The sequence below is a fragment of the Flectobacillus roseus genome (genome assembly GCF_030056595.1).
GTDB classification, from domain to species: Bacteria; Bacteroidota; Bacteroidia; order Cytophagales; family Spirosomataceae; genus Flectobacillus; species Flectobacillus roseus.
Genome location: NZ_JASHIF010000030.1, coordinates 25,912 through 45,614, shown reverse-complemented (window position 1 = coordinate 45,614; position 19,703 = coordinate 25,912). Strand labels below are relative to the sequence as shown.

17 protein-coding genes are annotated in these 19,703 nt (G+C 37.3%); 9 read left to right on the top strand and 8 right to left on the bottom strand.

What is annotated here, in order from left to right; genetic code table 11:
• Positions 1–676 precede the first annotated feature (676 nt).
• The 4 genes from QM524_RS24945 (at position 677) to QM524_RS24930 (ending at position 5,609) form a co-directional block, all read left to right on the top strand.
• Entirely contained in the window at positions 677–1,849 is a 1,173-nt protein-coding gene (locus QM524_RS24945) for a PepSY-like domain-containing protein (protein WP_283346738.1), read from the top strand.
• 104 nt (positions 1,850–1,953) lie between these two features.
• The gene (locus QM524_RS24940) at positions 1,954–3,258 is read left to right on the top strand and encodes a hypothetical protein (RefSeq protein WP_283346737.1); all 1,305 of its coding nucleotides are present in this window, start codon (positions 1,954–1,956) and stop codon (positions 3,256–3,258) included.
• A 412-nt stretch (positions 3,259–3,670) separates the two neighbouring features.
• The gene (locus tag QM524_RS24935; RefSeq protein ID WP_166552953.1) at positions 3,671–4,225 is read left to right on the top strand and encodes an RNA polymerase sigma factor; all 555 of its coding nucleotides are present in this window, start codon (positions 3,671–3,673) and stop codon (positions 4,223–4,225) included.
• Positions 4,209–5,609 (top strand): outer membrane beta-barrel protein, encoded by a 1,401-nt coding sequence (locus QM524_RS24930; protein WP_283346736.1) that lies wholly within the window; start codon positions 4,209–4,211, stop codon positions 5,607–5,609. Before QM524_RS24935 ends, QM524_RS24930 begins: the two co-directional genes overlap by 17 nt.
• 182 nt (positions 5,610–5,791) lie before the next feature.
• Here QM524_RS24930 and QM524_RS24925 read toward each other — a convergent pair whose 3' ends face one another.
• From QM524_RS24925 to QM524_RS24910, 4 genes are all read right to left on the bottom strand, one after another.
• On the bottom strand, positions 5,792–8,119 hold the full coding sequence (locus tag QM524_RS24925; RefSeq protein ID WP_283346735.1) for a TonB-dependent receptor: 2,328 nt from the start codon (positions 8,117–8,119) through the stop codon (positions 5,792–5,794).
• 227 nt (positions 8,120–8,346) lie between these two features.
• The gene (locus QM524_RS24920; protein ID WP_283346734.1) at positions 8,347–8,805 is read right to left on the bottom strand and encodes a DinB family protein; all 459 of its coding nucleotides are present in this window, start codon (positions 8,803–8,805) and stop codon (positions 8,347–8,349) included.
• Between the two features lie 187 nt (positions 8,806–8,992).
• A complete protein-coding gene (locus QM524_RS24915; RefSeq protein WP_095167004.1) occupies positions 8,993–9,619 on the bottom strand; it encodes an NAD(P)H-dependent oxidoreductase in 627 nt (208 codons plus the stop codon).
• Positions 9,620–9,771: 152 nt separating this feature from the next.
• Positions 9,772–10,245, bottom strand: coding sequence for a nuclear transport factor 2 family protein (locus tag QM524_RS24910; protein WP_283346733.1), 474 nt, complete (start codon positions 10,243–10,245; stop codon positions 9,772–9,774).
• A 134-nt stretch (positions 10,246–10,379) separates the two neighbouring features.
• On the opposite strand from QM524_RS24910, the gene QM524_RS24905 reads away from it, so the two are divergent.
• From QM524_RS24905 to QM524_RS24895, 3 genes are all read left to right on the top strand, one after another.
• Positions 10,380–11,258 carry a ChaN family lipoprotein gene (locus tag QM524_RS24905; RefSeq protein WP_283346732.1) on the top strand — a complete coding sequence of 293 codons (879 nt, stop codon included), beginning with the start codon at positions 10,380–10,382 and terminating at the stop codon, positions 11,256–11,258.
• A gap of 203 nt (positions 11,259–11,461) precedes the next feature.
• Complete coding sequence (locus tag QM524_RS24900) at positions 11,462–12,031, top strand: hypothetical protein (RefSeq protein ID WP_095167010.1); 570 nt, start codon at positions 11,462–11,464, stop codon at positions 12,029–12,031.
• 163 nt (positions 12,032–12,194) lie between these two features.
• A complete protein-coding gene (locus tag QM524_RS24895) occupies positions 12,195–12,755 on the top strand; it encodes a GNAT family N-acetyltransferase (RefSeq protein WP_166580043.1) in 561 nt (186 codons plus the stop codon).
• A 76-nt stretch (positions 12,756–12,831) separates the two neighbouring features.
• Here the strand turns inward: QM524_RS24895 and QM524_RS24890 are convergent, their stop codons facing one another.
• Together QM524_RS24890 and QM524_RS24885 are read right to left on the bottom strand one after the other, a co-directional pair.
• Entirely contained in the window at positions 12,832–14,004 is a 1,173-nt protein-coding gene (locus QM524_RS24890) for a glutathionylspermidine synthase family protein (RefSeq protein WP_283346731.1), read from the bottom strand.
• A gap of 35 nt (positions 14,005–14,039) precedes the next feature.
• Entirely contained in the window at positions 14,040–14,714 is a 675-nt protein-coding gene (locus tag QM524_RS24885) for a hypothetical protein (RefSeq protein ID WP_283346730.1), read from the bottom strand.
• Positions 14,715–15,093: 379 nt separating this feature from the next.
• On the opposite strand from QM524_RS24885, the gene QM524_RS24880 reads away from it, so the two are divergent.
• Both QM524_RS24880 and QM524_RS26050 read left to right on the top strand, forming a co-directional pair.
• Complete coding sequence (locus QM524_RS24880; protein WP_283346729.1) at positions 15,094–16,122, top strand: S1 family peptidase; 1,029 nt, start codon at positions 15,094–15,096, stop codon at positions 16,120–16,122.
• Positions 16,123–16,207: 85 nt separating this feature from the next.
• Positions 16,208–16,558: a LytR/AlgR family response regulator transcription factor gene (locus QM524_RS26050; RefSeq protein WP_374761218.1), complete on the top strand. Its 351-nt coding sequence runs from the start codon at positions 16,208–16,210 to the stop codon at positions 16,556–16,558.
• Between the two features lie 99 nt (positions 16,559–16,657).
• Here QM524_RS26050 and QM524_RS24875 read toward each other — a convergent pair whose 3' ends face one another.
• Complete coding sequence (locus QM524_RS24875; protein WP_388047463.1) at positions 16,658–17,995, bottom strand: Gfo/Idh/MocA family protein; 1,338 nt, start codon at positions 17,993–17,995, stop codon at positions 16,658–16,660.
• Positions 17,996–18,116: 121 nt separating this feature from the next.
• Positions 18,117–19,484, bottom strand: a complete 1,368-nt coding sequence (locus QM524_RS24870; protein WP_166580289.1) for a 3-keto-disaccharide hydrolase — start codon at positions 19,482–19,484, stop codon at positions 18,117–18,119.
• Positions 19,485–19,703: the final 219 nt, after the last annotated feature.

The following is a 19,703-nucleotide window of genomic DNA, read 5'->3' as shown; positions in this document are numbered from 1 at the left end:
AGCTCTTTTAGTGAGATTCGAATTCTCAGTCAGAAACTGGATGTCGTTACATTTTATGGCATTCTCAGTCATTTTCTTACGCAAAATCAATAAAAAAAAGAAAGTTTAAACAGCTTCATTACTATGCTAGATATGACTCGGCTTAAGACGCAATCATTGCGTCTCTACTGTTAAGATACAATCAATTCACTTAAGTCACATGACCAAATTCTTCAATACGAGATCTACATTTTAAGAATTTTTAACAAACAGTGCAACCCTTCTTTTTACCTTCCTGTCAATATCATTGAATTCAACAATCCCATGTATCTATGAATAAATATTTCGTAAATTTTTATTCATAGATAAGTAATCGTGCAGAATAAGATTTAATTTATGAGTTTAGGCAATAGGCACTAGGCAAAGAGTGTTAAAATGTTTTTTAATAACCACAGCCATGCTTTTTTCCAAAGCCCACCGCCGAAAGCTGATACCTGAAAGCCCATAGCACAATCTTAATTTTTATTTTGTACTAATATTTATACCACACCTTATAATTCGAAACGTTTTGAAATAAAACCATAGCTTTTTGCTATGCTCAACAAAGTATTTCTGTCCATTGGGGAATCAAATTAGTCCATCAGTATCTGGCCAAATGCTGAGATTTTTTTGATAATCCACAAGTCCGTAATCGAACATGAAAAAGTTCCTTTTATTTTCAGCACTCATGAGTGCAATTCTATTGGCAAGTTGTGAACCAGAACAAATTGCCGTTGATAATACTACCAACAATTCAACCGTAATTCCTTCAGCAGTAAGAATGGCCGTTAGTAACAACTATCCACAGGCCGCTCAAGTAAACTACTCAACACTTAGTCAAAATACGACTTATGGGGTAGATTTAAAAGTAAATGGAAAAAGTATAGAGTTAACAATTTCGGCTAATGGAACTGTATTGAGTTCATTTAGCCTCTCGGATGATACGACAAAGGTATCTTTGCCAGCCAATGTAACGACTTATCTTAATTCCAATTATGCAGGGTATAAATTAGAAAGGGTAGCTGTAGGAAAAGACAAAGATGGCAACACACTGTACAAAGTTTTGATAGAATGGAATGACCAAAAAGTAACCGTTGTATTTGATGCAAATGGCGCTTTCGTAGCTGAGTTTAAAGAGCCTAAACGCAACGGACAAATCAAAGGTAAGTTTAGAAAGTTTTATAATGTAACGTATGACCAGCTGCCAGCAACAATTCAAACGCAACTAACAGGTTATACCTTTGTGCGAGCTGCTGTAAATGCCGACTCAACAGCTAACAAATATTACTTTGTATTGGCCAAGAAGGACAGCGTTTTCTATGAGTTTTCGTATGATAATGCAGGAAAGTTGCTAACAACCAAAACCTATGCGCCAGAGATTCGCAAGATTGAAGATAAGAATCTAAAGCAATCTGAACTTCCAGCTAATATTGCAGCTTATTTGAGCGCAAATTATGCTTCTTGGAAATATGAAAAAGGAATTGCAATAATTAAAAATGGAGCGGTAGATTCTTATTATATTTCTTTATCGAGTGATAAAAAACTAGTATTTCTAACCTTTGATGCTTCGGGCAATTTAACAAAAACGGTTAGTGGTGAACTGAAACTTCCTAAATTTGAGGACGTTAAGTTAACGGCTGATGTGTTGCCTGCTACTATCACAAGTTATCTCAATACAACCTATTCGGGCTGGTCGCTTGACAAGGCGATAGCATTCAAAATAGATGGTGTAATCGAATCTTATTACTTACATATCGTTGTGGGTACAAGTAAATATCATTTGTATTTTGATAAAGATGGAAAGTTTTTAGTAGCAAAAATTGATAAATAGATAACTTAGCAGAAAGCTTTCTGCTTGAGTATTCAACCACATAAAATAAAGACAGACAACAAGGAAGATTTCAGCTTGCTAACGCTTTCTTGACATAAATCATAATGAAGTTTTTTATAAAACATATTGCCATTTTACTCAGCGTAATGGGTTTATTGCTCGGGTGTGACGAAATCAAAAAAGATGTGGTTCCTGTCACGCCAGTCGATGCTCAACCTGCTCTGTGGGATATTCATACGCTTTACACTGCTCCATCGAATATGGTGACAATTAATGTCAAAGATTTTTTGAAAAATCTGACTGGTCATGCCATCAAAATCGAAAAAAACGGAGCGTTCGGAAAAGCGTATTTTACCACCAATGGCAAATTTATTGTGTATGTACCCGACTCAACGGTATCGGATGCTACGGATATGCTGGTGTTGAGTGTGGTAAACTTAGATACCCAAAAACAAGTTAAAGATAGTATTTGGGTAAAAGTGACCAATAATTGGGATAAGGTTCCATGCAACGCAGGCGTTATGCCAGATCTGTTTCATTGTCTCAATAAAGGTGCAGAATGTGTGTTGGATGTCTTGAAAAATGATCGTTACTGTAATGCAATTTTAGATTCGGCAAGTCTTCAGATTGCTTTTGATCCACTATTTGGGTCGGCTGTAGTCAAAAACAACCGAATTGTTTATACCCCCAAAAAAGACTACGACGGACCCGATTTATTATTCTATCGGGTCTGTTCGGCTGGTACTCAGGGCGTTTGTATGACAGCAGCGGTAAAGTTAGATGTGGAAGGTTCCTCAGTGAGAGCTTGTACTACGAGTTTGCTACCAAACTATTACGTATTACCAAGCAATAGCCCGAAGGTACAATTAGATATTTTGGCAAATGATAATTTGTGTTCAACTTATAATACCAATACACTCAAAATAACCAAATGGCCCAAATATGGTACCGCAAGTGTCAATAGCGGTAAAATTGATTATGAGCCAGCATCATCGAGTTTCCCAGGATATTTAACGCAGATAGATGATTATTTAGAATATACGCTTTCTGATAAATATGGTATTGCATCACCAAGTGTGTGGGTAAAAGTAAGTTTAATTCGAGCTACCAGCTGTGATGCCAAATTTGATAATGGCGTAATGGAAGTTTCGGAAACCATTGTTCAAGCCACACCATTTGAAGTTCCTTACCAACTTTATGTTTCATCTTGCGCCGAGATTAGCTCGATAAGCATCGCTGAGCAAGGTTCGCATGGAACAGCGTATGTAAAAGGTACCAAAATTTACTATCAAATCAGTGCTTGGGATAAGGACAAAGGAAAAGATCGAGATGATCAAATTAAAATAAAGTTGACGACTACTCAAGGAAAAGAACTGAGTGCCAATTTTAAGATTAAAATCAAAAAATAAAGACGAATTCATAAATAATTATACAAGTGGTTTGAATGTAAAGGCTTTCCCGAATTTCGGGAGAGTCTTTCTCGTAAAACTAATATTGTGATTGAGGTGGTTTTTCCCTTTTATATTTTCTGGAAAAACGATAATACTTCGTCACATTTACCCAGATGATATATGAATAAAAGAATACCTATCCTAATTCGTTAGAATAGGCATTAAATAAAACTTGTTAGTCTTAAAATGATGATTATCAATAAATTACCCTCTTTTTTATTGCAAATAAAACACTATTATGCAAAACAAGATTGGATTAATGAATATGTAAAATGTTGATATTTAAAACTTTACATTCGCAATTCATAACTCACAATTCTGCATTAATACTTAGGTGAGTAATCACTCAATGAAACTAATTGCCAACTGAATGATAAATGAACAGGATTTAGTCAGAGCCTGCCAGCGGAATGATCGCAAAGCCCAGACTGCCTTTTACAATATGTACAAGGGCAAGTTGATGGGTGTTTGTCGTCGTTATGCGCGTTCGAAAGAGGAGGCAGAAGACATTTATCAAGAAGCATTTGTCAAGATTTTTAACAATATCAAGTCATTAGAAAAGCCAGAGGCTGTTGGCGCATGGGTACGCAAAACCGTGATCCATACTGCCATTAATTATTATCATGCAAATTTAAAATTTCAACAAAATACAGATTATGAAACAGTTGTACTCAGCAATGATGATTACCCGAATATTTTAGCGACACTCTCAAGCGAAGATTTACTAGCACTTATTCACCAACTACCCGATGGCTATCGCATGGTTTTTAACCTATATGTTGTGGATGGCTATAATCACAATGAGATAGGGCAGATGCTTGGAATAAGCGAAAATACCTCCAAGTCGCAACTGTCTCGTGCAAAAGAGTTGCTCCGTAAACAACTAAAAAAACTGGGAATTGTCAGCTATGAACGCATCCAATAAAGATATAGATCCCTTTGAAGATTTTTTCCACGATAGGCTCAACGATTTTGAATCTGATGTGGACGATGCGCTGTGGGCCAAAATAGAACCCCAGCTACCTTTACCTTCTTTCTCTCGACTAATGCTTTGGCATTTGGCAGCGGCAGTGGCGTTGCTACTGCTTTCGTTTGGGTTATTGCCAAGATTTGTTGACTCTTCAAATGTGGAGTTGAGTCATACAACAGCAGGTACATTGCGCCAAAATGAGGGAATTCAAGATGGGAAAAATACAAATGCTGAGTCAAAACAAACCTTTGACAAAAGCATACCCAATACCACTCGAGGTGCTGAGGTAAATCATAATAGTATCAATTCAGAAGCTTCAAAAGATCAAAAAGAGGACGGTTTAGTGAAAAGCGAAAAAGCTAACTCTTCTTCAGAATCATCTCTAGCAAGCTCAACTAGTAAAACTGATGAGCCTACATTGAGCTCAAATATTGGCAAGAAAAATCTCACGAAATCTACAGGTGAGATATCTTCTAAATCTTTGAGAAAAGCGAAAAAGAACTTGAATAAAAAAGTAGCTCCTTCTGGTCTATCTACCGATGAATATGATAGAATTGTTCGTGCTACACAAAATACAGGCGATTATTTGTCAACATCAGAAGAGGCATTGGAACCTAATTTGGAGATTTTAGCCTCCAAAGAACCTGTTGATTTATCCGTAAAGTTTAACAAAGCAAGAATTAAGACACAGCAGCGCAAACCCAACCGATATTTTCAGCCAAGTAAGCCTGTTTCCTTGTATTTTAGTGCGATGCCATTAGTCAATTACTACACAATAACACCAAATGGCTCAGATTCAAAATATGTGCATAATATCCAAGTAGATGACGATAATAGTCGCTTGGGTGTTTATCTTCAGGCAGGTTTGAAGTTTACTTTGTCTGATAAATTGCAGTTGAAAACAGGTATTTCTTACACCAAATCTAGTCAGAGCATTAGTTTTAAAGTTCGTACAGATTCATTGGTGGTACGCAGTGTAGATAACCAAACAGCAGATGTGGCGTTTGAGGAGCAAAACAAAACCTATGCTTTATCGTCTCATTATCTTGGTACACGAGTAGACTTGGAATATACTTTTTTGAAAGGCGATGCCCTAAGTCATCATGTATTGGTGGGTATGGAAGGAAATACTAGCTTGAATGGAACTGCGGCTGGTAAAATCAATAGCTTTTTGAATATTGGCTATGGTATAAGCCGTCAAATAGGAGACAATGCTTATATTTTTATTGAACCAACCATGAGTATCGCTCTCAATCACCAATCGGATGCAAGCGCTCTTTTACTAGTAAGGCCTAATAAAATTGGCTTTAATATTGGACTTAATTTTAAGATAAAATAGTGGTTGGATGGAGCAGGCTTTTATTAGCGTAGTCCGTATTTAGGTTTTTGCTGACTCCTCTTCTAATTTATCTATATCATTCCGCTGTTCAATGATTGCAATCTTTGAATAGCGGATTTTATCTTTAGGGCTTTGAGTAGGATACGTTATTCCAAGGACAGAGCCTTCGTTATTATTGCTGTTTAAAATTCTAAACGATAATTAAATACAGGTATCAGCCCAAGTTGATATACATAAACGATTTTCTTGGAATTGGGGCTGTAATTATAACTCAGAGGGTTTTTATGATCAGTTATATTATTTAAATCTAAGGAAAAAGTGGAAGATTTTTTACGTTTATTAATTACGTAGCTTATGCGATAATCTGTGCGGAAAAAGTTGGGTAAATGGTGCTCATAAGCATTTTTGTAATCATAAATTGTATATCCCTTTTTTTCAGATTCGACCAAGTCGATTGGAGGAACTCTTAGCCCACCAGCCCAAGTTACTTTCAAATTGATATTAAGCATATTCTTCTTAAGCTTTCCTACTTTCCATTCCTTGCCTGCTAGGATATTTTCAACGAAATTACTACTAAATCTCCCCGTTCGTTCTATTCCATCGCTTGCCACATAGGTTGATTTATAGATCGATGTAGTATTCAATAAATAGAAACTATTCGTTAAAAACTTCTCGATGGTTAATTCTATACCATAGCTTTTTCCTGTTCCAATACTTTGAAGCGCTGATGTTAAATTGGCACCAACATCATTGAGAGTCGAATAAGTAGATTCATAAGAAGGAGCACTTGATGTGGAGATCGTAGAAACAAACGCTTGATAGTGATATTGGTAGTATGCTTCCGAATTTATTCGCCAGCTATCACTAGGACGGTATTCATATCCTATAATAAAATGAGCAGATTTGGGTATAGGTAAATTTCTATTAGACTGTACCAGAGTTGTATCTCCATTCGAGTTGGCCGTATATCCTCTACTTGATAGATAAGTTGGTAGAGCCTCTAGGCGACTGTGTACTCCAATTCCCAAATTAATTGTTTTTGTGTTATCTAACTGCCAGCGTAATCCCAAACGAGGTTCAATAGAATACTGTTTGTTGAGTGTTAAATACATAAAATGTACTCCAGTATTTAATGTTACTTTGGTATTTAATCTATACTTCCACTGAAAATAAGATTGCAATAGCTGGGTACTGTTCTTGTCTTTTAGAATGTACAAATAGGTTGGGGTTTTGTCTATTACATACAACCTTTTATCAAGCAAATTATAAGTATTATGGCTAATAATCAATCCCATACGGAATGTGTGTTGGGCATCTAACTTTAAGTTTAACCTTGATGAATAGCGCAAGAAGCCATAAGTGTAGTTTCTACTAGAAACTATATCATTTTCATTGGTCTCGCTACCAGATGAAGAAATAATATTTTCCCAGTATGCATTATCGTTGATTAAGCTAACAATATTCAGACCCGTAGCATAAAAATTAGACCCATTCTTAGGGAGGTAACTTGCAAACTGCGCATTTTCGTTGGCACTTAGTCCGCCAAGCCCCCATAGTGATATGGTAGTTTTTGAGAAAGGAATAAATATTTTAAAAGCTAAATCTTGATAAGTTGGCTTCTCATAGATTAGATTAACAATGCCTAATTTTTGTACAAGCCCTAAAGTTGAATATCTATAGTTCAATAAATATGACGCTTTAGTTTTTGAAGAAAAAGGACCTTCTGTTGATGCTTCCAAACCTTGAAATCCTAACTGTATGCTACTTTCTCGTTTATCACTGTTTCCATTTCTCATTGTCAAATCGAATACACCAGAAGAGGCATTTCCGAACTCAGCTGGGAAAGCGCCTGTATAAAAGTCTGAATTGCCTAGTACATTGATACTAAGTGCTGAAATTCCACCTCCTGAAGCTCCAACGCTCGTGAAATGGTTAGGACTGGGTATTTCTACCCCATTCATTCTCCAAAGTAATCCCTTAGGACTGTTACCTCTTATTACTATTTCATTTGAGGAGTCATCTATATTTGAAGTGCCCGCAAAAGATAATGCCATTCTAGCAGGATCGCCCCACGTTGCAGGATAACGTTTAGTTTGTTCTACTGAAAATGATCTCAAACTGACGGTAGCCATCTCATTGTGTGCAGAACCATATTCTTCTTGAGGTCTTACAACTACTTCGTCTAATACTTTTATTTGCTCTGTTAACTTAATATTCAAAACAAGCTCCTTCGCGCTTCCCACTAATATGTCTCTGATGATATTGCTCTCATAGCCAATGCGACTAAATTTTATTGAATGTCGTCCAACAGTTATATTTTCGAGTAAAAAGTACCCTTTTGTATCAGAAATAGTAATATGATTGTCTAAGGTTACATTTACATTTTCAATAGGGTATCCGGATTCGGAGTCGGTAACTTGACCTTTAATTATCTGGGTTGGAGTTTGTGCATGAGAAGCGAGTAGAAATAAACAATAAAGAATAGTGAGTAGAACGGCTATTTTATTCATCGTTATGATAATAGGTTGTTAAGGTTTATAAAGCTTTATGGAGTTAAGTATTATTTCAGGTAAATCTAAGAATATCAATAGGAAATAAGAACTATTCTATGAAAATTATGATGTCAAGTTACAGGGCTGTTGTATCAGTCTGTACTCTAATGGTAGTTATACTATTCTCCTAATCAAACTTATTTGTCAAACAGAGAGCGATAAAGCCGTACCGTATCGGTTATTATTTACACACGTTCCATCCCCAATTGCTTCAAATGATGATCTAAGTGGCATAAATAATCTTGTGCTACTTCCCAAAGAGTAGGGTATGCATCGGGCACTGCTTCTTTTGTCCAATTTGTTAAAACTTGATATTTTTCTTCTGGTAAGTTTGCCAATACGCGTATTAAATGCTTATTGAGCAGTCGCCATAATTCTAATAAATCATCAGAAGGATAAGACTGATAATCTGCCGATTTTACCCAAATATTCTGCTCGTAAATAATCTGAGCTTTGGATTGATGCTGACCTACTACAAAGCGACGAATATTGTTTTGTGCCGAGTCAATCAAATGACCAAGTACTTCTTTCTTACTCCATTTTTCAGGTGAGCTTTTCAACGATAGTGATTCTTCAGATTGAGATTGCCAGTATGTACTTACAATTTCTATTCTATGACTCAGCGATTCAAGTAGTTCTTTCATGTATACAAACAAGTTATGAGAGTATGAAAAGGAGTAATTATTCACACGCCTCGAAAAAGTTCAAACCGTTTCATTTTTCAAATCTTCAAATTACCAAATTTTCAAATCAAAAATACTTTTTCTAAGGTAACAAAAAAAAGACTACACTCACAGAGCATAGTCTTTTATGGATAACCAGATAATCGTATTAAATTTTTACAAATAACTTATCTGCTGTTCTTCTAACCTTTTTCGCTTTTACTAAAGGGTCATTTGCTTCATCGCGGTAACCCAAAGCTAAAATGGAAACGCTTTTTAAGCCTTTTTCTTTCAAACCTAAAATTTCGTCAACTGCCGCAGGATTAAAACCTTCCATTGGAGTGGCATCTACTTGCTCGTAAGCAGCAGCTACCAAGGCAGTACCCAATGCTATATATGTTTGGCGAGCAGTCCAGTTGAAGTTTTCTTCAGCCGAACGACTCAAAATTCCACCAAAATTTGCTCTAAAACCAGCTAACGACTCTACAGAAATACCACGTTCTTCTGCAATTTGAACCATATAACTATCTACTTGTGCTTCAGTAACATTGTCCCAAGCAGCAAAAACCAAAATATGTGAAGCTTCTACAATTTGTGGCTGATTGTATGCCGCAGGTTGAATTTGTTTGCGCAATTCAGGGTTTTCAATAACAAATACTGTATATGGTTGAAGCCCCATCGACGATGCCGACAAACGGATAGCCTCTAAAATATGGTCGATTTTTTCTTCAGGAACGGTAGCTCCTGTCATTCTTTTGGTTGCGTAGCGCCAATTCAATTTCTCTAATAATTCCATGAGTTTGGTCAGATAAAATATTTAATGTAATGATGTTTAATGTATATACACTAAATAAACCAAGTCTAATAGAGAATAGTTTCGTAGAACTAAAAAAAAATAGAAATGGATAGTATTATTGGAAAGAGAAAATTATAACCCAGAGAAAGATTCTAGTTGGCTTGAATGGTTTGTGAGTATGATTCAAGACGTTGCATGGCCTGTTTTCTGACACTATTTTGTAAAAAACTTGACCATCCCAAAAGTTTTCCTTTTAGTCCCAAAGATTGGCTAGCCCATTTGTAAAAATCAAAATGGTCATTTTGTTGATAAATTTTGTTTTCAGAAAATGAAAAAGTAGATGTAATGGTATTAACTACTGGCAATCCCGTACTTCCAAAAGTATAAGAAGCTTTCCAAGTAGCTTCTACCTTATTGTTACGAGTACGTACCTTCAAGAGTTCAATTTTCATATCTGCACCTCGTTCGATAAGCATACGCCACATATCCATGATAGAGGGCTGTTTTAGATAAAAAATAGGATCTCTAAAGGTGGCTTTTGGGTGATAGCAAGCTTCCATACTTTGCGTATCTTTTTGGGCAAAGGCATGGTAAAAGTTAGTGATAAACTCTTCTTGTGTTGTCATTGAGGGCTGGTATTTAACAGTATAGCAATGTATTGGTTCGGAAATTTATAATTATGATGACCTAAGTTGAACCATCTAACTACAAAAGTGTTATTTTAACATCAATTTGAAAATAAAACATTCATTTTTTTATTATGCGGAAAATCACTCTAATACTATTGCTAGCATTTTTGGCTTTGGGCTTCGTGGCTGATAGGCCAGCTTATTTAATTTATACTGGACAATTAAAGTCTAGTTCTTATGAAAAACTGATTTCTGACGCAAAGGAGGCTGATATTGTGTTCTTTGGTGAACTTCATGACAACCCAATTGCTCACTGGTTAGAGCTACAAGTTACCAAAGACTTATATACGGAAAAAGGGGGTAAGTTGGTTTTAGGTGCCGAAATGTTTGAGGCTGACAATCAAGTAGTTCTTGATGAATATCTAAAAGGAATTATTACAGGAAAGCAGTTTGAGACTGAAGCTAAAATGTGGCAGAATTATGCTACAGATTATAAGCCAATGGTCGATTTTGCCCAAAAAAACAAGATTCCTTTCGTGGCAACCAATATTCCAAGACGCTACGCAAGCTTAGTTTCAAAAGGGGGCTTAGAAGCACTTAATCAGTTGAGCGATGACGGAAAAAAAAGTGTAGCACCACTCCCGATTACGGTCGATTTGAGCCTGCCAGGCTATGCTGAGATGATGAAAATGGGAGGGATGCACGGCATGGGAGGAAGTACCATTTCTGCCGAAAATATTGCAAAAGCTCAAGCCAGCAAAGATGCTACGATGGCACATTTTATTTTGAAGAACTGGTCTGAAGGCAAGGCGTTTTTACACTTTAATGGCAGTTACCACTCCAACAACTTTGAAGGAATTATTTGGTATTTGAAAAAGGCAAACCCAGCTTTGAAAATTGTCACAATCAACACTGTAGAGGAGGCTGACATCAAAGAACCTAATACCAAGCACAAAGGCTCTGCCAGCTTCGTAGTAGCGATTCCAAGCGATATGATTAAATCTTATTAGTTGTAAGTGCTGAGTTTAGAAAAACTGTTTATTTCGGATATCAGATGTTGGATTTCGGAAGTGTAAGTTTCTATCTTTTAGAATAAATAGAGGTATTTTCTTTATTTCCGAAATCAGAAATCCCCAATCTGAAATAGTTGAAAATCCTTTGTGCTGTACTAATTCACCACTCACAATTCATCATTAATTCCTAGTCCCCTATCATGCAAGATATTGAACCCTTTTATCAATGGGAAAGTCATTATGTGGCATCAAAAGACCCTCGTTCTCCCTTTTATGGAAGGTTGTATAATACTTCCATGTACGAAAATGACATTTATGGTTATTATATTCATCCATTTTGGGATGAGTTTGAATCTCCCACTTTGTATTGTAAAATCCTTTTTGCCGATTATAATCGACAGTTTGTGATTATCGAGATGTTTGGCGAATGGAATGATACGCTTCACAACGATATTATGTGGTTTAAGCGCAATGTAATCGACCACTTGATTGGACAAGGAATTAATCAGTTTATTCTGATAGGAGAGAATATACTCAATTTTCATGGCTCAACCGATGACGATTATTACGCCGAATGGTTTGAAGAAGTAGAGGACGGTTGGATTGCCGCTTGTAATTTTAGAGATTTTATCCAGAAAGAATGGACCAAATATCACCTTGACTATTATATCAATTTTGGAGGTACCTTAGATGTGGTCAATTGGCGCACTTTACAACCTGTAGTACTTTTTGAAGTCATCAAAAGACTCATGGTGAGAAGATTGAACTAATGCTTTTTTGTTATAAAAATATCGAAAAAAGGTATTTTTTATTATAAATTAAAATACTGAGTTTTGTCTCCTGAAATAAGCTTACAAACAGCTTTGTAATGCTAATGCTTTGATTGTTTGAAGTTTAATGGGTCCACGAAATAGAATTTAACGTTTGAGTCAAATGTCAATCATATTCACAACTATCACAAGTGATGAAGAAGTAAATCAGGTATTAGATTTACAGCAACAGAATCTTAACAAGAATATTTCAGAAGATGTAGCAACTACTCAAGGCTTTGTAACTGTTCAGCATAATTTCGATTTACTGTCTAGAATGAATGCTGCTGAGCCACAAATCATTGCCAAGGATGGAGACAAAGTGGTTGGTTATGCGCTGGTTATGCCAACAAGCTTTAGATATGATATTCCTGTATTGATGGCCATGTTTGATATGCTGGATGAACTCAATTATCAAGGTAAGCCAGTAAAAGAATACAAATACTATGCAATGGGGCAAATTTGTGTAGCCGAAGGGTATCGTGGACAAGGTATTTTTGATGGAATGTATGCCTTACACAAAGAGCGATTATCTGGTAAATATGACCTTTGTATTACCGAAGTTGCCAAAAGGAATACTCGCTCATTAGCGGCTCATGCTCGTGTAGGATTTGAGATTATTCACGAATATTTTGATACCACGCATCCAGAATTATGGGAGGTGGTTTTGTTGGACTTGCGATAAGCTATTGAGTGGAGATTGAGTGAATGAGTGATTATTTTAAAATAATCACTCATTCACTCAATCTCCACTCACTCAGTTATTCAATAATATGTCCTACAAACTGTGCCGTATTATTAATAATTTTTCCTCCTTTTCTAAAGCCTAGTCCGCAAGCTTCTCCAGCAAAAAATACACCTGCTTGGTAATAACTTCCTTCTGAATCTTGCAAGAAATCTACGTACTCTTGGTAAACTTTATTCTGTTCAAAATATTCTCCTTCTGTTTCCGAAACGGCATTTCCTGCGGTATCCAAGATTTTAACATTAGCGCCTTCACGACCAAAAAGGACTTTTTCAACAGAAGTTTTATTGACTAATGGTGTTGACGCTGTTTCTAAAAGAAGTGGATGATTTGGGAATAATTGCCACAAAACTTTCAAAATACCTTTTGATTGGAAAAGAAGTGTATAAGCAGGATTTAACACAATTGTTTTATCATTTGTGACTAAATCTGTTAAAATCTGAGTTAATTCTGGCTCGTCCCAGCCTATGTATTCCCACGGTACAAGCTTAAACCAAAAATCATAGCGTGTAAAACTGCCATCGTTGGAACTTTGTTTGTAGATGCCTTCCTCGCTCGAAAACTCTGTATTTTCAATATATTCAAATGCGACTTCAAAGCCAGCTTCACGGGCAGCTTCGCCCAAAACCTGCATATTGGTGTCGTCTTCTGGGTATCCTTCCATAGTTGAAATCAGTAGCGTTGGTTCATGTTTAGGGTTTTGCTTGCGCATTTCACTAAACTGTGCCACTAATGATTCGTACAAGGTATTAAACTGAAGAGTTTCGTCCAGACGATTGGCTTTTAGCGATGCCCACTGCACAACGGCTGTTTCGGGGATACACGTAGCTGTATCGGCATTAAATTCAATGAGTTTGATAGGTTTGCCATTGAGCCCCCCTGCCAAATCGAAACGTCCATAGATATGCCAATGACGGTCATTTTCCCAAGAATACTTTACTAACTCGATAAGATTTTCAGGAATCCCTAATTCGGCAAATTTGTGTTGGTCAATTACATGCTGAGCGGCCTCAATGTACATTTCATATAGTTCATTGGCTGCGGCATAATACTTTTCGGCTTCAGCTTCAGAAACTACGACTACTTGGTTGGTCAAATAACTTTGGGTATCTTCTCCCAGCATCCAGTACCAGTCGGCATTTCGAAGGGCAGGCTCAGGAGAATTACTTAAACTTTTTAAATGAATCATAAATTTTGAAATTGGGTGAAATAAAATCGTGTAGGCTACCCATGAAAGCCTCCATGCGAGCTACTACGGAAAAAACCAGATCGCCCACCAAGTGGTCTACTAAAAGTGGTACGAGATGTATTGATAGAATGATGTACTTGCTGTGAGCTATTGTATACTTGTTGGCTTACATAATAACGACGCCAAAGACTACTTCCAGAGTGATAACGATGTCGGTTGGTGGTATCTCTAGGAGTTGAATTTGAGCTAAATCCATTGCTCGACAAATCAGGTCGATAGTTCGAGTAGCTAGGACTCAAGGTTTTTCCTAGAAAATATCCCATTCCACCATACAGCAAGGCATTCGACAAACTTGAACTTTGACCTATATGCTGTGGATGTCTGGCTACATCTTGGTCGATTAGTGCTTTTACAGCTCTTGGCGATAAAGTATCTTGTTTACCATCCAGATAAGTAACATATGCTACTGAGCTATCAGCATCAGTTTCAATTTCTTTCGTTATTTTAAAAACGCCTTTACTTGTTTCAGAAATATATGTTTTTACACCTTTTTTATAAACTTCTACCTCTTCATAGTCGCCTTCGTCGTTTTGATTACTCGAACAACTTTGTAATAAAACCGCTGGGCCGAATAAACTCAAAGCGATTGTACTTCCTATAGTAATGTCTTTCACCTTCTTGATAAAAGCATGTTGTTTAGACGGGGTCATCTGAAATTTTGGTTTAATGGTTGTCAGTATATATTCAAAGTTAGGACTAAAAATGGAGTTACACTAAAATCTTTGAGGAATGGTTTTACGGCTTAAAGGAGCGGTTGTTTTTCGATGAAATTTCATAATTAACGGGTGTTTCTAGGCAAATTTACTATTCATGTAAAGAAAATGCCCATCTATTCAACAAAAACATCCATTCAAGAGGTAAGTCGGATTTACTAAAATTGTGTACTCTACCTTTGTAGGGTTGTTTAGGCTATGACAACCCTCCAACGGTCTACAAACATCATTTGATTTATGTGGCGGCATGAATTAGGTTGATGAGACCGTTGGTTTTTTCCTAAGTATTTTACTTGATAAAAGTCTGTTTAAAATCATGATCAACCTCAGAAGATTTTTAGGTCTATCGCTTGCTTCTCTTGTGCTATTCAGCTGTAGTAAAAATAATGATGTAGCTCCCAACACAGATGGAACAACCCCAACGAATGTTCCAACTACTTTTGGCGTTCGTCATGATATACCTTTATCAAAGTATGAAACCATTGCTACCAATCAAGCACCATTTAATACTTCTGACTATCCTGATTTTACCCCAGTAGTATTCATCAATGCAGATCATGGCGAGGCGAGTGGCTCTTGCACAGGAACGCTTATTGGTTCTCAATGGGTATTGTCGGCAGGTCATTGTTTTTTTGATCCTGCTAAAGATACGGCGCCAACAAGCATTGATAAGCTCAGTATATTGGTAGGAGCAGACCCTAACAACCCAGTCGAAACCCGTAAGGTAGCAGCTTTGTACATAGCACCTAGCTGGTTGGATGGCGGTGATTTTTATAAATATGGAAATGATATTGCGCTGATAAAACTTGCGTCTCCCATAACATCTATTACTCCTGCGGCGGTGAATTTTACGATGGATGCAGAGACTATCGGAAGTACCGTATGGTATGCAGGTTATGGAGATTATAGTGCCCAAGCTGGACAAGACGCTAGCAAGCGTTCAAAAAAACATGCATTAGAAAATATCTTGGATCGTCGCATGGGAGGACTTACTCATGTAATCAATGGTGTGAATAATGAAGGAGGAACGTTGGCGTTTGATTTTGATGATCCATCAGGAATAATTAACACACTAGGAGATAGCTATGCCAATGACCAAGAAAAAGCCTTGGGCTCAGGTACAAGTACCAACAAGGCTTTGGACTGGGAAGCGACTACCGTACAAGGAGATAGCGGCGGACCATTATTGATGAAAATTAATTTTAAGTGGACCGTCATTGGTGTGCTCAACGGAGGTGTGACAGAACCGCTTGTTGGCTTGAAAGACGGTGCCTATGGTGATATCAGCACCTTTACCAGAACGGCTTCTTTCCGCACATGGATTCAAGATACAATGAAAAAGTAGCGTACCTATTACGGTGATAAATCAGTATTTACACAACATATCCATTATACACAACTTATTTTTTAACCTATTAAGTCGAATATTTATGAATATTGAGAATTTTTGCACAGCTGAACACGGATATTTGGAATTTAGATTTCAAAGAATTAAAATTCCAATTTCTCAAATCGTAATGCTGCAAGCAGATTGCAACTATACCCATGTATATCTCAAAGATGGGAAACACTATCTCTTTGCTCGAACTATCAAGTTTTTTGAGTATATGCTCAAAGAGTATAATTTTGAAAGAATTCATAAAACCTACATGATTAATTGCTCTCATATAAGGAATTATGATTCAAAAAATCAGAACCTGATTTTGAGTAATAACCTGAAAGCAACTATTTCACGACGTCGAAAATGCCAATTGCGAGGACAAATCTCATGTTTGAACTAAGTTTCTAAATATCTAACAGTATTTTCTTGAACCATTATAAAAGCGAAATCCCACTCAAAAGGTGGGATTTCGCTTTTTACCAGTATATAAAGTCAAATCTTAGTATTTGAAGATTTTTGACCCAGCCATTACGTTTTGAGTTTTTGCGTCAAACGTTACTCTTTCGCCAGTACGATATGCTGCGTTAGCCATGATACAAGCAATTGAGTGTTGGTAACCTGCTTCGATTGGCGCATTTGGCGTTTTGCGAGAACGTACACATTCCATCCAGTTACGGATATGGTTTGATGTCAAAGCATCATAACCTGTGTTTGCGTTAGTTTCAATCTTAGTTACTTCGCTCAATGAAAGTTCTGGCAGCAAGTTTGCTTTCATGCCCATTTCTGCAGCTTCTCTTGCAGACAAACCACCACGAGGAGAGATTTTATTAGTTTCCAAGTTCAATTCACCACCGTTTGAGTAGTAAATTTCTTTGGTACCACCTGCAGAGTTTGAGAAACGGCTTGTAAACTGTACTTGGAAGCCTTTGTTTTTGTCATTATCTGGGCCGTAATCAAACACTACTGTCATAGTATCTGCATTTTTACGACCATCGTTCCACTGATAAATACCACCGTTGGCTACAGCACTGCGTGGATGTTCCAAGCCTGTAAACCAGTGTACCGTGTCAATTTGGTGGCTCATCCATTGTCCAGGAATACCTGAAGAATAAGGCCAGAACAAACGGTATTCTAAGTATTTGCGTGGGTCAAATGAATCAGCAGGACGGTTGATTAAGAAACGTTTCCAGTCAATATCCGACTCTTTCAAGATAGAAGTTAACTGAGGACGTCTCCAACGACCAGGCTGGTTCACGTTCCACATCAATTCTACCATTTTGATATCTCCAAATTTTCCTGACTTGATATAATCCTCAGCCGCAAAGTAGTTTTGTCCACTACGACGTTGAGAACCAATTTGTACGATTTTTCCAGAGCTTTTTACGGCTTTCAATACCGCATGAGCATCATCCATCGTCTCTGCAAGTGGTTTTTCGGTATAAGTATCACAACCCGCTTGTACTGCTTCAATAGTGTGGATTGCGTGCTGGAAGTCAGCCGTAGAGATAAATACTGCATCTACTGCTTTGGCTGCATATAGCTCATCGTTATTGCGATAGGTGGTAATAGAGTTACCTAATTCTTTTTCCAAGAAAGCTTTTCCTTCTTCACGGCGACGATTCCAAAGGTCAGACACAGCTACCATTTCAAAGTTCATTTCTTTCATGAATGCTTTGAACGGAGGTACGTGTGAAGAACGGAAACGGTCAGAATAGCCAACACATCCTACACGGACACGGTCGTTGGCTCCTATAATTTTTGAGTATGATTTTGGACTAAAAGCCAAAGCACCTAAAGATGCAATAGCCGATTTTTTAACAAAGTCTCTTCTTTCCATGATAAACAGTGAGTTTGAAATGATTAGTTACTAGGTAAAATTGGGAGGTAAATATTATAGCCGTAGGCTTTATGCTGCAAGCTATATGCAGTGCTTACAGCATACGGCTTACAGCTTAAGGCTATTTTTCTATTGTTCTAATCTTTAGATTTCTGAACGATACGTTGTCGCCGTGGTCTTGGAGGAGGATATTTCCTGTTTTGCCCATGCCAAAGCCGTCGTATTTGGCGTATTTGCTACGTGCTACAAGCGCTTTGAAAATGTTACTTCCTCTTTCATATTCTACCACTTTAAAGCCATTGAGCCAGTGTTGAACAATATTGTTTGGATATACAATGATACGACCTTGGTTCCAGTCTCCAATTTTTCTTTGGAAACGTTTGTCTGGTTTATAAGAAGGAATCAAGTCATACAAGCTACCCAAGGTACGGTTACCCACTGCACCCATTTTAGCATCTGGATGTTTTTCATCATCTAATACTTGAAACTCCAGACCCACGCCAGATTTACCATTTGAGTCGAAGTCTTCGTTTACAAAATATTTTACCCCAGCATTAGCACCATCTGACAATTTAAACTCAAATGTTAGTTCGAATGCCCCGTACTGTTCGGTAGCCACGATGTCGTTGCCTGTTTCAGAGCCATCAGAAGGACTCACATTAATAGCACCATCAATTACTTTCCAGTGGATAGTCGGCATTTTATCTTGGTGAACACCTCTCCAACCTGTAAAGTCTTTACCGTTGAAAAGCAATTTAAATCCTTGTGATTTTTCTTGCTCCGAAAGGGTATTGAGGGTAAGGTTTATAACAGGAGTACTGTCGGCTGGATGAGGATGAATATCTGCACCTGTTTGAATACGGATATTTCTCCAACGAATTTGCTGTCCAGGCGCTTGGTCTTTACCGATAGAGTGTACTTGCAAAGCAATAAAGCCTTTGTCTGTTACATCATCAATCAAACAAGCTACTGGAATATCGTTAATCCAAGTACGAATAACATTGCCAATTGCCTCAACACGGTATTTGTTCCATTGTCCTCCACGTTTGAAAGCTTTTTGTCCCGCAGGGTTAATATTTGGAATATATAGCCAATCGCGACGACCTTCATCATATAAACCTCCCGACCATGCACGGTCTGATGGGTCAACCTCCATTTGATAACCATGGACACGACCGTTTTGGTAATCAGGTTTCGACAAACTTCTGAACTGGATACCTGAGTTCATGCCTTCAGCTACGTTAAGTTCTACCTCGAAAACAAAATCACCATATTCTTTTTCTGTACACAAAAAGGAGTTGGGAGTTCCTGAAACCGTTGTACCCACGATTTCACCGTTTTTAACTTCATATTTAGCTTGCCCACCAAGTTGTTTCCAACCTTTCAAGGTTTTGCCATCAAATAATGAAGTCCATTTTTCTTTTTGGGCATTAGCTGTAAAAGTGAGCGCACATACCAAAAGACATCCGTTAATAAACTTTTGTACCATAGAATTTTTTAAATAGATAGTTTTATACAAAAGTCTGGGATGTTTTTTTTTTACTCAAAATGAGTATTTAAAAAGAGACGATTTAAGGTATGCTTCCGACATAAAGCAGGATAATACCATATAAGCTAGTAGAGAGTATGCAGTGTAAAACCTAATTTTAGTAATAACGTGAACAGGCAAGGAGGCTCAAAGTGATTGTGTTAACACTCTTTGCCTGTT